General features: G+C 58.3%; 14 protein-coding genes. 4 read left to right on the top strand and 10 right to left on the bottom strand.

Annotated elements, in window-relative coordinates; genetic code table 11:
- Positions 1 to 32 precede the first annotated feature (32 nt).
- Both KOE80_RS20280 and KOE80_RS20275 read left to right on the top strand, forming a co-directional pair.
- Entirely contained in the window at positions 33 to 452 is a 420-nt protein-coding gene (locus tag KOE80_RS20280) for a hypothetical protein (protein WP_264180182.1), read from the top strand.
- Positions 433 to 789: a hypothetical protein gene (locus KOE80_RS20275; RefSeq protein ID WP_319002365.1), complete on the top strand. Its 357-nt coding sequence runs from the start codon at positions 433 to 435 to the stop codon at positions 787 to 789. The genes KOE80_RS20280 and KOE80_RS20275 overlap by 20 nt, the downstream gene beginning before the upstream one ends.
- A gap of 31 nt (positions 790 to 820) precedes the next feature.
- On the opposite strand, the gene KOE80_RS03560 is transcribed toward KOE80_RS20275, so the two are convergent.
- The 7 genes from KOE80_RS03560 to xdhA form a co-directional block, all read right to left on the bottom strand.
- Positions 821 to 2,125 carry a sensor histidine kinase gene (locus KOE80_RS03560; protein WP_226348377.1) on the bottom strand — a complete coding sequence of 435 codons (1,305 nt, stop codon included), beginning with the start codon at positions 2,123 to 2,125 and terminating at the stop codon, positions 821 to 823.
- Positions 2,126 to 2,128: 3 nt separating this feature from the next.
- Entirely contained in the window at positions 2,129 to 2,803 is a 675-nt protein-coding gene (locus tag KOE80_RS03555) for a response regulator transcription factor (RefSeq protein ID WP_226348376.1), read from the bottom strand.
- Positions 2,804 to 2,862: 59 nt separating this feature from the next.
- Positions 2,863 to 4,164: a methyltransferase family protein gene (locus KOE80_RS03550; RefSeq protein WP_063690622.1), complete on the bottom strand. Its 1,302-nt coding sequence runs from the start codon at positions 4,162 to 4,164 to the stop codon at positions 2,863 to 2,865.
- Positions 4,165 to 4,348: 184 nt separating this feature from the next.
- Positions 4,349 to 5,674, bottom strand: coding sequence for a guanine deaminase (gene guaD, locus KOE80_RS03545; RefSeq protein ID WP_226348375.1), 1,326 nt, complete (start codon positions 5,672 to 5,674; stop codon positions 4,349 to 4,351).
- A gap of 24 nt (positions 5,675 to 5,698) precedes the next feature.
- Positions 5,699 to 6,667, bottom strand: coding sequence for a xanthine dehydrogenase accessory protein XdhC (xdhC, locus tag KOE80_RS03540; RefSeq protein ID WP_052159430.1), 969 nt, complete (start codon positions 6,665 to 6,667; stop codon positions 5,699 to 5,701).
- Positions 6,664 to 8,991 carry a xanthine dehydrogenase molybdopterin binding subunit gene (gene xdhB / locus KOE80_RS03535; protein ID WP_226348374.1) on the bottom strand — a complete coding sequence of 776 codons (2,328 nt, stop codon included), beginning with the start codon at positions 8,989 to 8,991 and terminating at the stop codon, positions 6,664 to 6,666. Before xdhB ends, xdhC begins: the two co-directional genes overlap by 4 nt.
- Positions 8,991 to 10,484, bottom strand: a complete 1,494-nt coding sequence (xdhA, locus tag KOE80_RS03530) for a xanthine dehydrogenase small subunit (protein WP_226348373.1) — start codon at positions 10,482 to 10,484, stop codon at positions 8,991 to 8,993. Before xdhA ends, xdhB begins: the two co-directional genes overlap by 1 nt.
- 143 nt (positions 10,485 to 10,627) lie before the next feature.
- On the opposite strand from xdhA, the gene KOE80_RS03525 reads away from it, so the two are divergent.
- Together KOE80_RS03525 and KOE80_RS03520 are read left to right on the top strand one after the other, a co-directional pair.
- On the top strand, positions 10,628 to 11,569 hold the full coding sequence (locus tag KOE80_RS03525) for a LysR family transcriptional regulator (RefSeq protein WP_035272299.1): 942 nt from the start codon (positions 10,628 to 10,630) through the stop codon (positions 11,567 to 11,569).
- Complete coding sequence (locus tag KOE80_RS03520; RefSeq protein ID WP_009458868.1) at positions 11,566 to 12,324, top strand: LamB/YcsF family protein; 759 nt, start codon at positions 11,566 to 11,568, stop codon at positions 12,322 to 12,324. Before KOE80_RS03525 ends, KOE80_RS03520 begins: the two co-directional genes overlap by 4 nt.
- Here the strand turns inward: KOE80_RS03520 and KOE80_RS03515 are convergent, their stop codons facing one another.
- The 3 genes from KOE80_RS03515 to KOE80_RS03505 all read right to left on the bottom strand — a co-directional run bounded on the left by KOE80_RS03515 (position 12,325) and on the right by KOE80_RS03505 (position 14,629).
- Positions 12,325 to 12,513 (bottom strand): DUF3008 family protein, encoded by a 189-nt coding sequence (locus KOE80_RS03515; RefSeq protein WP_009458869.1) that lies wholly within the window; start codon positions 12,511 to 12,513, stop codon positions 12,325 to 12,327.
- Positions 12,514 to 12,633: 120 nt separating this feature from the next.
- Positions 12,634 to 13,836 (bottom strand): benzoate/H(+) symporter BenE family transporter, encoded by a 1,203-nt coding sequence (locus tag KOE80_RS03510; protein WP_083053378.1) that lies wholly within the window; start codon positions 13,834 to 13,836, stop codon positions 12,634 to 12,636.
- A gap of 28 nt (positions 13,837 to 13,864) precedes the next feature.
- Entirely contained in the window at positions 13,865 to 14,629 is a 765-nt protein-coding gene (locus KOE80_RS03505) for an AraC family transcriptional regulator (protein WP_042481492.1), read from the bottom strand.
- Positions 14,630 to 14,695: the final 66 nt, after the last annotated feature.

Genomic DNA, 14,695 nt, shown 5'->3' with positions numbered 1-14,695 from the left:
GACCTTCATTCTCTTTTAAACACAGGACTACTATGAAAATTGTTAATACGGCGGACACACGGCAGGCGCTTTCTTTTGATCGTTTGATTCCCGCGCTGGAACAGATGTTCATCACGGGTTGTCATGTTCCTTTGCGGCATACTCACTCACTGCATGAGACGGATGGGGCGTCTCCCAGAACCTTGCTGATCATGTCTGCATGGCAAGGGGACCGATATTTGGGTATCAAGACAGTCGCTATCTGCCCCGCCAATGCTGAACGTGGCCTGCCAGGCCTGCATTCCAGTTATCTGCTGTATGACCCCAAGACGGGTGAGCCATTGGCATTACTGGACGGCAATGAAATTACCTCTCGCCGAACGGCGGCTGCGTCGGCATTGGCTGCCGCCTACCTGGCTCCTGTAGCGGCCCGGAGCCTGCTGGTTGTGGGGTGTGGGCAGTCTGATTCCTGAAGCCTACCGGGTTGTGCGACCTATTGAGCGGGTGCTGGTGTGGGATCGGGATGTGACGGCAGCGCAGAGGCTGATAGAAAGTTTGAGCCAGCAAGGCTTTGAGGCACGGCTTGCATCAGACTTGGATAGTGCCGTGGGCGAGGTTGACATTGTTAGTTGTGCGACGCTGGGTTCCGGTAGTCACCTTGATCTGATTGGTAGCTTCAACCCCCAGATGCGAGAAGCCGATGATGCGTGCTTCAGTCATGCGCTTCTCTATATTGATACGCAAGAGGCACTGCAAAAGAGTGGGGAGCTACTGGGGCCTATGTCGCGTGGCGTCTTGAGCCTGTCCTGAAAAGGGCGTGTCGGTCTGACTTCAAACAGGCTTATGACGGGTCAAGATCCAGCATGAAAGCACAGCCTTTCCCATTCGCTCCGCTTTGGACGCTAAGGCTCCAGCCCTGGGCCAGGGCCAATTGGCGTGCCAGTGCCAGGCCTATGCCTCGGTGGCCCTGTTCACGCAAGCCTGTCGCCAGTTGTTTGCCTTGACTGAAGTGGCGCTCAAAAATCAGGATCTGGTCTTGCGTGGCTATGCCTGGGCCGTCGTCCTGCAGGGCGAGTACAGAGGGGGCAATCCAGCTTAATTGCAGCTTGCAGGGGGCGGCGTGGTCGATGGCGTTGCGCATCAGGATACGCAGCAGCATGGACAAGGCATAAGGGTCCAGGGTGTAGATCAGGGTGTCGGGCAGCAGATTGCTCCACCGCACTTTGCTGCTATCCGCGTCCAGCAGGGCGACGGCCTGCCAGGTTTGCTGGGCCAGTTCATGGACCTCCACGTCGCGCACATGACGCTCTGCGGTATAGGCAAGGCTTTCTGCAGCATCCAGGCTGGCAGTAACAGCGTCAGCTTGTGACATCATACGTTGCAGGCGCTGTTGTTGCGGGCCTTCGGGCAGTTGCAGCAGCAAAAGCTCGCAGTCGCTGCGTATGGCCGTTAGGCCAGTGCGTAGTTCATGGCCCAGATTGGCGGCGAACTCTCGCTCGTGGGTCAGCAGTTCTTCCACGTGTTCCTGCATGCGATTAAAGGCCCGGATCAGACGTCCTGCTTCATCGTCCTGATGTTCTGGCAGGCCGGAGCGGCCCGGTGCCCAGTTTTCCAGGTGGCGAGACAGAGTCAGCATGGGAGCCACGGCATGGCGAGCGACACGGCGGCCCAGCAAAAATACCAGCAAAATAGTTGCTGACCCGATAAGAATCAGGATCAGGCCGAATTCACGGACCCGGTCTTCGTGAGGGGTGGCGCGGTACACCAGATACAGCTGACCTTGCTCCTTGTCCTGGCGCAGCACGTGCCAGGTGTCGCTGCTTAGATGAAACTCGTAAATGCCCGGTTCGGGAACGCGGGCAAACTCGGGCAGATTATCCAGGGCCTGGCCTGGCAAGAACCAGTAGCTGTCCAGTTCGGCCCCCAAGGCTTCGCTGCGGTCGTAGGCGCTGTCGGGCAGCAAGGTGGGATTGCGTGCGTAGGAAACCAGCATGGCATTGACCATTTCGTCTTCCATACGCGCAAAGGCCACGTAGGCCAGCCCGCCCATGATCATGACCAGCAAGGTGGCAATCAGGGTCAAGGCCAAGGAGACCCGTTGGGTCAGGGTGCTCATGAAGCGGCTGCGACGCAGGGATTTGCGCATTGTTCAGTGTTCCGCTTGCAGACGCCAGCCCATGCCGGGCAGGGTTTCGATGGTGCCGGCACCTGCCTCGGACAAGGCGCGACGCAGGAGGTGGATCTGGCTGCGCAGCGCCTCGGGTGAGGGGGCACCTTGGGGCCATAGCGTTTTTTCCAGTGCTCGACGCGTCAGAATGGCTTGCGGGTCACGCAGGAAGGCTTCCAGTAGTTGGCGGGCTTTGAAGCTCAAGTTCAGCGCTTGTCCGTTTACCTGGACCAATGCGGAATCCAGGTTGTATTCCAGACCTCCCCAATGCAGTGAGCCGTGCTGTACCTGTGGCGGGCCGCGGCGCATCAGGGCGCGTAGTCGGGCTTCGACCTCGGCCAGGGCAAAGGGCTTGATCAGGTAATCGTCGGCCCCCAGGTCAAAGGCGGTGAGCTTGCTCTCCAGCTGGCTGCGGGCAGTCAGGATCAGGGTGGGGATGGGAGTTTGCCGAGACTGACGCAGCGCTTGCAGAACGCCGAAGCCGTCCAGGCCGGGGAGGCCCAGATCCAGTACCAGCGCATCAAAATCCTGATCTTGCAGCAGTGCCAGCGCGCCATTGCCATCGTAGGCAGCATCAACCGCAAAGCCTTTGAGCTCCAGGTAGGTGTACAGGTTTTCAGCAATGGTCGTATCGTTTTCGACAATCAGGACACGCATGACAGCTTGTTCCGCAGGGTTGGGACAGTTCTTGTGCAGCTTACTTTACCGCAAGGCAGTCAGGGTAGGCGTAGTAGTACGGGGACCCAGCCATTGATCTGCAGCCACTGCGTCAAGGCAAAGACGGGCCAGATCAGGAAGTAGGGCAAGGCATCGCGCAAGGTGCGGGCCAGTCCAGTCAGGGAGATTTTCAGCTCGGTCGGGCTGTTCCACAGGCTCAGGCGCGGCACCAGACGAGGGACACGTTGGCAGTAGGCCTGATAATCCTGGCCAAAAACTTTGTGCAGCAGAACCTGTTCTTCGTCGATCACATTGTTGAAGACGGCGTAGACAAACAGGGCCAGCACGGGACCAAGCAGCAGGCTGCCGGACAGGGCGCCCATGCCGGTGACGGCGCAGAGGGAAAACAGGTATAGCGGGTTGCGGCTGATGGAGTAGGGGCCTTGGCTGATCAGGCTGGAGCCTTTGTGTCCGCCCAGATACAACATGCACCAGCAGCGGCCCAGGACGGCAATCAGGACCAGTCCCAGACCGGCCATGCGGGTGAATTGAAAGACCAGCGAATTGGCAGCCCAGGTGGAGGCGAAGAAAGGCAGAATCACGATCATCAGGCCACCAAACACTCCCAGGGTGCGGCGGCGTTGTACCTGAATGCTGGCCAGATGCTCCCAAGCCTGTTCGACCGTTGCCCGTTCGCTATGGGAGGCCGTCCAGCGTTTCCGGTTCACGATCAAGGGATAGAAAGCAATGCTTCCCAGTAACCAGACAATCGCCAGCGAGGCAAATACCTGCGTCAGATTGATGCGTTCCTGATCTGCTTCCAGCAGGCCCAGCAAAAAAGCACACAGCAAACCGGCCAGCAGGCCGCCCCAGCGCAGCCGAGCCTGGTTCAAGGCCCAACCGGCAAAATACAGGTGCAGCAGGCCAGCGCCCACGGCGACGATGGCTCCCACTTCCAGCAACGGCTTGATCCCAGGCATCCAGCGATAGAGAAACTCCAGATGCCGGGAAGAGACTGAGTGTTGCAAGAGCAGCATCAGCAAAGGGACGAGCAGGAATAGACTGGTGCCCAAGAGCAGAATGCGTTTACTTGGCAACGCTTCTTGGCCCCGCAAGCGCAGCAGTTTCCAGGCGACAAAGGACAAACTGGCAGCGGCAATCAGGCCGGTCAGCAGGCCTTGGGCCTCTCTCATTTCATGGGCCATATGGCCCGCTTGCTGACTGGATGCGAATAAGGGATTGAGCGGGGACCAGTCTTGAGTCAGGCTGGCCAGCCAAAGAAACAGAAAGCTTACCCCCACAACCTGCGTCAGCAGATAGAACAGGGAGTTGCGTTGCACCAGTGTGGATGTGCCGGACATAGTGAAATCTCGCCAATACGCAGGGGAGCCGGGGATGGCTCCTTGCAAACGAGATCAATGTAGCGGTGGCACCGTAAAATCCGCGTTAAATTGCCGAACGCTTGTGGATGTGTTGGGGGAGGAACGTTCCTGGCGGCAGTTTGAATGATTGGAACTGCCAGTCAGGAACGTATTTCAGCGCTGACTAGTGGTCGCGCTGATGCACGCAGCGGCCTGCGCTGTAGCTGGCTTGAATGCAGCGGTCATCGCCCAGCACGGCCAGCATGAATAATTGTTCTTCCAGCGAGTTCAACATCGTGCTGCGTCGCTCCATCAAGGGGGTGGCCTTAGGATCCATCACAATGAAGTCGGCCTCTGCACCGGGTGCCAATGTACCGATTTGACCTTGCATGTCCAGGGCGCGGGCGGCCCCTTCGGTGGCCATATAAAACATGGACGCGGCGGTCAGATGGTAGCTGTTCAGGCGGGCGACTTTGTGGGCCTCGTTCATGGTGCGCAGCATCGAGAAAGATGTGCCGCCGCCCACATCGGTGGCCAGGGTGTGCAGCACCTTGCTTTGACGAATGGCCTGGAAGTCGAATACACCAGAGGCCAGGAACAGGTTGGACGTGGGGCAATGAGCCGCGATACTGCCGGTATCGTGCATGCGGGCACGATCTTGTTCATCCAGCCAAATACTGTGGCCGTAGATGGCGCGGGGGCGCAATAATCCGAAGCTATCGTAGACGTCCAGGTAGCTGCGGTTCTTGGGGAACAGCTCGTTCACCCATTTGATCTCGTCCTTGTTTTCTGCCACGTGGGTTTGCAGAAATACATCGGGGTAGGCGCGGGCCAGTTCACCACAGGCGGCCAGTTGCTCCGGGGTTGAGGTGGGCGCAAAACGGGGTGTCAGTGCGTACAGTTGACGGCCCTTGCCGTGCCAGCGCTTGATCAGGTCTTCCGAATCGCGTGCGCCCGACTCGGCGGTATCTTGCAGATAGTCCGGACAGTTACGGTCCATCATTACCTTGCCCGCAATCATGCGCAGATTGCGTTCGTGGCTTTCTTCAAAGAAGGCATCCACGGATTGACGGTGCACACTGCCGTAGACCAGGGCGGTGGTGGTGCCGTTGCGTAGCAGTTCGTCCAGAAACACGCCAGCTACTTCGCGGGCATGTTCGCTATCGCCGAAACGACCTTCGGCGGGGAACGTGTAGGTTTCCAGCCAGGGCAACAGGCCGCTGGAGGGGGAGGCAATAATATCGGTTTGCGGGAAGTGCAGGTGGGTGTCGATCATGCCTGGCATGATGATTTTCCCGCTCAAATCCGCGGTTTTTGTACCGGCTGGCAGGCTCTGCGACAGTTCGGCCCAGTCGCCACAGGCCTGAATCTGGCCTTGTTCGTTGACCAGCAGCAGGCCGTCACTGTGATAGCGCACGGCTTCGGAAGGATCTTCCAATGTGGCAGGGTCCGCGACAAAGTACAGCAGTTGGGCACGGTAGGCGCAGGCGGAGTGTAAAGAGGTAGTCATAGTGTCCTTGAAGTCGAGGTCGCATCAGCGACTGAGTTGCCCCATTTCATAGGCGTGGGCCAGCAATTCAGCGGCGACAGCCACGGCAATAATCGAGGGGGCCTTGCCTTTGATACCTGGCACGCCAATGGGGCAGACCAGTTCCTGAATACGGGATTCGGGCATGCCGCGTTGCTGCAAGCGGCGCTCGAATTGACGGCGTTTGGTCATGGAACCGATCAGGCCGACATAGGCCGTATCGGGGCGGCGCAAGATCTTCTGGCACAGAGCCAGATCGAGGCCGTGATTATGCGTCATCACCAGAAAATAGCTATTGGTCGGGGCTTGTTCGATCAGCGCATCGGGGATGTCGGTAATTTCCAGGCTGACATTGCTGGGTACCTGAGCGGGAAACAGTTCAGGGCGTTCGTCAATCCACAGAACCCGGCATGGCAGGGTGCCCAGAATCTGCACCAGTGCCTCGCCCACATGACCGGCCCCAAATAGCAGAATGGTCAGGGGCGGGGGCGGCAGGTCCTCCATCCAGACGCCTTGCGAGCCGTCGTAGTCCAGCCGGGATTCGTCCACAATTGAAGGGCTGTGGATATCAACCTGCTTGCTGCCATCCGACAGCAGTTGTGAACGGCGGCTGGTCGCCTGACCGGCCCGCACGGCGCTATCGAGCTCTTCCAGCCAGCTCAGATCCTCGGTACCCAGGGTCTCGTACAGCAAGGTCACGACCCCGCCGCAACATTGACCCAGGCTGGGACCCAGTGGCAGGCGGCTCATGCTCCAGCCGGGACCGGAGGATTGGCTGAGCATGACACGGGCCTGTTCTGCCGCTACCCATTCCAGGTGCCCGCCACCAATGGTTAACCACTGCTCAGTTTGGCTGAACAGCATGGCCGTGCCCGTGGTGCGCGGGGTGGAGCCTTTGGCCAGCGCCACCGAGCACAAAACCAGCCGCTCGCCCGCTTTTACACGGGCGAGGGCAAGAGATGGCCAGCTACTCATTTCGCTTTGCGAATAGCCGCAACAGCCCGCATGACGGCTTCCGCAGTCGCAGGTGCGTTCAGCACGGGTTCGATCTGGTAGTTGCCTACACTGGCAACGGCATCACGAATCGCGTTAAAGACGCAGAATGGCAACAGCAAAGGGGGTTCGCCCACGGCTTTGGAGCGGTGAATCGAATCCATGGCGTTGCGGCCATCGAACAGATTGACGCGGAAGTCCATGGGGCAGTCGCTGATGGCCGGGATCTTGTAGGTCGACGGTGCATGCGTGGTGAGCTTGCCTTGAGCGTTCCACACCAGTTCTTCTGTTGTCAGCCAACCCATGCCTTGAATAAAGGCGCCTTCAACCTGGCCAATATCCAGAGCCGGATTGATGGATTTGCCCACATCGTGCAGCACGTCAGCACGCAGAAGACGAGATTCCCCGGTCAGCGTGTCGATCAGTACTTCAGCGACGGCAGCCCCATAGGAGAAGTAGTAGAAGGGGTTGCCCTTCATGATTTTGGAGTCCCAGTGCAGGCCAGGAGTGGCGTAAAAGCCGTCGGACCACAGCTGGACGCGGGCCTGGTAGGCGTGCTCAACCAGTTGAAAGAAGGGCATGGTCTGGCCGCCGATCTCGACCTGACCCCGCTCGAATTTCACGCTGGACTCTTCAACCGAGAACAACTGGGCCGCTACCGTCGTCAGACGCTGGCGAATCTGGTAGGCCGCATCCTGGGCGGCTTTACCGTTCAAGTCCGTACCTGTGGATGCCGCCGTGGCCGAGGTATTGGCCACTTTGGTGGTATCGGTGGCCGTGACCCGGATGTGCTCCAGATTCAGGCCCAGTTCATGGGCTACCACCTGGGCCACCTTGGTGTTCAGGCCCTGGCCCATTTCCGTGCCACCGTGGTTCACCAAAACCGTGCCGTCACGGTAGACGTGGACCAGAGCACCAGCCTGGTTGAAGGCGGGTACGTTAAAGGAAATACCGAATTTCACCGGGGTCAGTGCCAGACCCTTTTTCAGTACCGGGCTGCTGGCATTGAATTCACGGATGTGTTCACGGCGCTGACGGTATTCGCTGGTTTCCTCCAGCTCGGCCACCAGCTCGTGAATGACGTTATCGACCACGGTCTGGTCGTAAGGCGTCACATTACGGTCTTCTTTGCCGTAGAAGTTGATGCGGCGCACATCCAGCGGATCTTTGCCCAGACGGCGAGCAATCGTGTCCAGCGCCACTTCCATGACCAAGGCCCCTTGCGGGCCACCAAAGCCTCGAAAGGCCGTATTGGATTGGGTATTGGTGCGACCACACAAGGCGCTCATGTCTACATCGGACAGGTAGTAGGCATTGTCAAAGTGACAGATGGCGCGGGTTGCCACGGGGCCGGACAAGTCGGCGGAAAACCCCGAGTTGGCCGTCATGTCCAGACGGGCACCCAGCAGGCGGCCTTCGTCGTCGTAGCCAATATCGTATTCATAGTAGAAACCGTGACGCTTGCCGGTAATCATGAAGTCGTCGTCGCGGTCCAGGCGCAGTTTGATCGGGCGTTGCAGCTTGACGGCGGCCACACTGGCCACGCAGGCGTACAGGGCCGATTGAGATTCCTTGCCTCCGAAACCACCGCCCATGCGACGGCATTCTACGTGTACCTTGTGTGCACCAACGCCCAGACAGTGAGCAACCAGCTGCTGCATCTCCGAAGGGTGCTGGGTGGAGCACCAGATATGCACGGCGCCGTATTCCTTGGGCACGGCGTAGGAAATCTGGCCTTCCAGATAAAACTGTTCCTGACCATTGCACTGGAAGGTGCCTCGCAGGCGGTGTGGAGCCGATTCCAGTGCTTTTTTGGCGTCGCCTTGTTTCAGGCTCATCAGGGGCAGAACACCGGCATTCGCGGCCTTGGCTTCTTGCGGAGTCAAGATGGCGGGCAGCTCTTCATAGGTGATCTTGCCCAGACGCGCTGCACGGCGTGCCTGGTCGTGGGATTTCGCAATAACCGCAAAAATGGGCTGGCCAAAGTAATGCACCACGCCATCGGCCAGAATGGGGTCGTCATGCAGAATAGGGCCACAATTATTTGCGGCGGGAATGTCGGCAACCGTCAGGACGGCAATGACACCGGGCGCTTGACGCACAGCTTCCAGATCCACGTCCAGCAAACGGGCATGGGCTTTTTCCGACAGGCCCAGCGCAATATGGGCCGTGCCCTGCAATTCAGGCAAATCATCGGTATATGTGGCCGTGCCGCTCACGTGCAGGTCTGCCGACTCGTGCAGAAAGGACACGCCGACTCGTTGAGCCGTGGCGGTGTTCAGGTGGTCGATATTGTCAATTTTCATCACAAAGTCTCCAGGCTGGCTTGAGCTCGGTGAAAGACATTCAGCTGGGCGGGACTCAAAGCGTTTTCAGGGTGGGTTTCCAGGAAGAAGCGGTACAGCAAATTGGCCGCACTTTGATTGCGGTATTCGCTGCTAGCACGCATATCGCTCAGGGCCTGGTAGTCCTGTTGCAGCGCCTGCATGGCAGCTTGTACGTTTTCCTCGTTCCATTCCTGACCTTGCAGCACTTGCTCGGCGTGGCTGGCGCGTTTAGGGGTGGCAGCCATACCGCCAAAGGCGATGCGAGCCTGTTTGACGATCTTGCCGTCCAGTTCCACCGCAAAGGCGGCGCACACGGCAGAAATGTCCTGGTCGAAACGCTTGGACAGCTTGTAGGTACGGAATTGCCATTGTCCCTTGTTGCGTGGGACCAGCAGGCCTTGCACGAACTCGCCCGGTTCCATGGCGGTTTTCTGGTAGGCCAGATACAGATCTTCCAAAGGCAGCACGCGCTCGACTGCGCCTTTGCGCAGCACCACACGAGTACGCATGGCAATCAGGGCGGGCATGGAGTCGCCAATGGGCGAGCCGTTGGCCACGTTGCCGCCCAGGGTACCGGCGTTGCGGATAGGGAAGGAGGCAAAGCGTTGGCGCAGTTCTGTCAATTCGGGGTGGTCTTTGATCAGGGCGTCAAAAGCGTCGTTCAACAGCACGCCTGCACCGATATACAGATCGTCCTCGGTGGTTTTCAGTTCGCGCAGCTCGGCCACCTGACCGATATAGATCAGATGCGGCAAATCGCGGAATTGCTTGGTCACCCATAGGCCGATATCGGTGCTGCCAGCCAGAATGCGGGCTTGCGGATATTGCTCGCGCAGCTGGGCCAACTGGTCCAGCGTGCGGGGGGCATGGAAGGTCTGGCCCTGGTATTCATAGGCCAGCATGCCGTCCTGACGAATGGCACGCAGCTTGTCTTCAATGGATTGGCGATCCATGCGGACAGCCGGATAGCTGTGCATGGCCTTGGCCGCATCAATAATGGGGCGGTAGCCGGTACAGCGGCACAGATTGCCCGAGAGCACATCGTCGATCTGTTCTCGGGAAACCGGGCCGTCTTCGGGCGAATGCGTCATGTACAGGCCCCACAGCGACATGATGAAGCCGGGCGTACAAAAGCCGCACTGGGCGCCGTGCCAGTCCACCATGGCTTGCTGCACCGGGTGCAGAGTGCCATCGTCCTGGCGCAGATCCTCAATGGTGTAGAGCACCTTGCCATCCAGCGTAGGCAGCAGCTGGATACAGGCATTGACGGCGCGCAATTGCAGTTGATTGTTCTGGTCCAGTTCGCCAATCATGACCGTGCAGGCGCCGCAATCACCTTCGGCACAGCCTTCTTTGGTGCCGGTGCAGTGCAGATCCTCACGGATATACTGTAAAACGGTTCGCGTGGTTGGGGCCTGAGCCACTTCCTGTACTTCGCCGCGATAAATAAAACGAATTGGTCTTGTCTCCATGATCTCACTCGACTGGTTTTTTACGGATCGAAGATAGCATTTGCTTAGGATGCGAACATTTGCTTGGAATGATGTTCACTATATAGGCGTATGAGTGTCTACACCGATCAACGAGGCGGGCCAGCGCTTGTATTATTTAAACCATGCCAAAATTACGAGAACAACTAGACCTACATTTGCTGCGGGTATTGCAGTCGCTGCTCAAAGAGCACAGCGTCTCGCGTACGGCTATCCGCTTGGGCATGTCCCAGCCAGCCGTTAGCAATGCCTTGCGGCGCTTGCGCGAAATCACGGGCGATCCGATTTTGTTGCGCGGTAAAAAGGGAATGGTGCCTACCGAGCGCGGCCCCTTTTTGCTGGCACATGCCACGGAAGCTCTGCAAGCTATCGAGCGAATTTCTGCCACGGCAGAGCCTATGGATCCCAGTCAGTCTACCCGCGTTTTCAATCTGGGCGCGCCGGATTATCTGGACGGCGCTTTTATCCCGGATATTGCGGAGCGGGTGCGTCGTCAGGCGCCGCAGGCCCGGCTGGTGGTCCATACCATCAACCCGGATCTGGATTACGTGCAGGCCCTGGAAGAGGGCGAGCTGGACGTGGTGATCGGCAACTGGCTCGAGCCCCCTGAAAAGCTGCACCTGGCGCGTCTGTTTGATGACGAGGTGGTCTGTATGCTGGGCCGCCATCATCCCTTGGCGCAGCGTGGTCTGTCCTTGCAGCACTATCTGGACATGCCGCATCTGGCCCCTTCGGCCCACGTGACGGACAAGCGCGGCTTTATTGACGGTTGCCTGGCCGAGCAGGGCATCAGCCGTCACGTACAGATGGTCGTGCCGTATTTCGGCCTGGTTCCGGGGATTTTGAGTCGCACGGACATGGTGTTCACCACGAACCGCCAGTTTGCCGAGTACTATGCCCGCATTCTGCCGATTACGGTTTTGCCTTGTCCGGTTCATTTTCCACTGATGCGCTTTTATCAGCTGTGGCACCCGCGCACGCATAATGCGGCAGAACTGCTGTGGTTCAGGCGTTGCATTGCCCAGGCCGCAGGCAGATTGGATGGATTATCAGAGGGAACTCCATGAGCTTGAGTATTGATTTGAATTGCGACATGGGCGAGAGCTTTGGCCCCTGGGTCATGGGCCATGACGAGCAGGTGATTCCGTGGGTGACGTCGGTAAATATCGCCTGTGGCTTTCATGCCGGAGATCCGGGCACCATGCGTCAGACGGTGGCCCTGGCCCTAAAGCATGGCGTGAAGCTGGGCGCACATCCCGGCCTGCCGGATCTGGCTGGTTTTGGTCGCCGGGTGATGGCGGTTACCCCCGAGCAGGTGTATGACATGGTGGTGGTGCAGGTGGGAGCCCTGGCTGCCGTTGCCCGCACCCAGGGTGCTGCTTTGCATCACGTCAAGGCACATGGTGCTCTTTACAATATGGCCGCCCGTGATGGGGCCTTGGCAAAAGCCATTGCCCAAGCTGTGGCCGATATTGATCGCAGCCTGATTCTGTATGCGCTGGCAGGCAGTGTGCAAGTGCAGGCCGGTCGTGATGCGGGTTTGACGGTGGCTCAAGAGGTGTTTGCCGATCGCAGCTATCAGGACGATGGCAGCCTGACCCCTCGTCAGCAAGCTGGCGCCATGATTACCAATGCCGATCAGTCCGTACAGCAAGTGATGCAGATGATAGAGCAAGGCACCGTTACCAGTCTGTCGGGTAAAACGGTGCCTTTGTCTGCTGATACCTTGTGCCTGCATGGGGATCAGGCGGGGGCGGCCGAATTTGCGCAGCGTTTGCATCAAGCCTTCGAGCAAAGCGGCGTGCGTGTTCAGGCTGTCTGATTACTCCTTGTGTTCAGGCAGGTTGCGGCGCGCGGTATCGGTGCTGGCCAGTTCTTCCAGCTCCTTGGTACTCATGGTGTTGTACATTTCCAGCGATGCCCCTTTCAGACTGGCTACCGGAGTTTCCCCGCGTTTGGCGGACAAGGCTGCACCGGCAGCTTTTTGTTGGGCTTGAGATAAAGCAGGCATGAAGCACCTCCGTTAAAGAAAAGTGGTCACGCCTTTAGTGTGCCAAATGGAAAAGACGGCAAAGCAAGCAAATGTGAGGCTTGTTTGCCGTCTTGAACAGACGCCGGGGGGATGGCCGGATCAGGACACTTTTCGTTTCTGAATCAGATACATAGCCATACCAAAAACCAGACCCCAGAAGGCGCTGCCGATATTGAGCAGACTCATGCCTGACGCGGTGGTCAGAAAGGTGACCAGGGCGGCGTCACGGGTGTCTGGGGCTTCCAGCGCCATGTGGATGCTATTGCCTATGGTGCCCAGCAGGGCCAGACCGGCAATGGCCGCAATCAGTTCGGTTGGGAAGGCGGCAAACAGGCTGACCACGGTGGCACCAAAGATACCGGCGGCAAAATAGAAAATCCCGGCCCAGACACTGGCGCGATAACGCTGACGCGGGTCCGCATCCACTTCGGGAGTCATGCACAGGGCGGCGCTAATGGCGGCCAGATTGTAGGCGTAGCCACCGAAGGGGCCAAAGATCAGGCCCACAATCCCGGTCCAGCTAATGACAGTGGAGTTGGGCGCGTCGTAGTTATGCGCCTTCAATACAGCCACGCCCGGAATGTTCTGCGAGCTCATGGTGACGATGAAAAAGGGAATGCCCACACCAATGAGCGCCGTCCAGGAAAACTCGGGCCAGACCAGCACCGGCTTGGCGGGTGTCCAGCTCAGAATTTCCATTTTCAGCAAACCTTGCATGGCAGCAATCGTGACACCGGCCACCAGGGCCAGCGGCACGGCGTAGCGGGGCGACCATTGGCGCACCACCAGAAACACAATGAACATGCTCAGGCACAGCAGCCATTGGGTTTGCATGGCACCAAACAGATCAAGGCCAAAGCGCAGCAAGATGCCGCCCAGCATGGCGCCGGCAATGCTGCGCGGCATGTACTGCATCAACTTCTGAAAGCTGCCGCTAAGACCGCAAATAGTGGTCAGCAGGGACGAAAACAGGAAAATGCCCACGGCCTGGGACATGGGCAGGCCCACCAGACCCGTGGCCAGCAGCGCTGCGCCAGGTGTGGACCAGGCAGTCAGAATTGGAATCTTGTAGCGCAGCGACAGACCTGCCGACAGCAGGCCCAGACCAATACCCAAAGACCACATCCAGGAGCCCAGCTCGGCGGTGTTGGCACCGGCCGCTTGAGCGGCCTGAAAAACAATGGCAGCAGAACTTGTGTAGCCCACCAGCACGGCAATCAGCCCCGCCGACATGTGAGAAATCTGGAACCAACTCAATAAGCGCTGCAGATATCCGGGGCGGGACAGGTGTGTGGAAGACATGGATGCGTGTGGTGAGGGTAGTAGGGACTTAAGAAGAATGGGTTTGGCTCAAGTAACGGCTGGGAGTGTCGCCCAAAATGGATTTGAAAACAGTAATAAAGGCACTGATAGAGGTGTAACCCAATTCCCTGGCTGTACTCTTTACGGACATTCCCGAACCCAGTTTTTGCAGGGCCAGCATAATCATGAATTGTTGCCGCCAGCGCCCGAAGCTCATCCCTGTGTGTTTTAGCATATGTCGGGCCAGGGTGCGCTCACTCATGGCCAGTTCTTTTGCCCAGTCGGCCATGGTGGGGCGCGAGTCAGGCTGCTTGAGCATATGTTGTGCAATCGTTTGCAGAACCTTGTCTTCGGGCACCGGCACATGCAATTGACGTGTGGGCATCTGGTTCAAGGTTTCCAGCAGCACCAGCGCCAGGCGGTGCGTCTGGCTGCCTGGCTCGTAGTGGGGGTTCAGATCGCTTAAATGAATGATCATTTCGCGCACCATGGGGCTCAGATCCAGCGTGCTGCAATGATCGGGCAATTGATCCAGACCGGGCTGAATGTACAGGAAATGAATCAGGGCCTGATCGTCGGCACGGGCACGGTGGCGAATACCCACCGGCACCCAGACGGCGCATAGCGGCGGAACCATCCAGTAGCCCTGGTCGGTTTGCAGGGTGACCGAGCCATATTGCGTCATGATCAACTGTCCATTGGGATGGGTATGTAATGGATTTTCAGTATTGCTACCTATCGCCATCTTGATGCTGAAAATAGGCCCGCCTTGCGGATTGGCGCTAAAACTCATGCTTTGTCCGGTTTGAGGTATAAGTTGTCATAATATCCTGTTTGCGTCGGCATCGAAACAGGATAG

Origin of the sequence: Alcaligenes sp. 13f, from assembly GCF_020496585.1 — a bacterium.
Classification (GTDB): Bacteria; Pseudomonadota; Gammaproteobacteria; order Burkholderiales; family Burkholderiaceae_B; genus Alcaligenes; species Alcaligenes phenolicus.
Note: the sequence above shows the minus strand (reverse complement) of the source record. Positions and strands in the feature narration are given on the sequence as shown.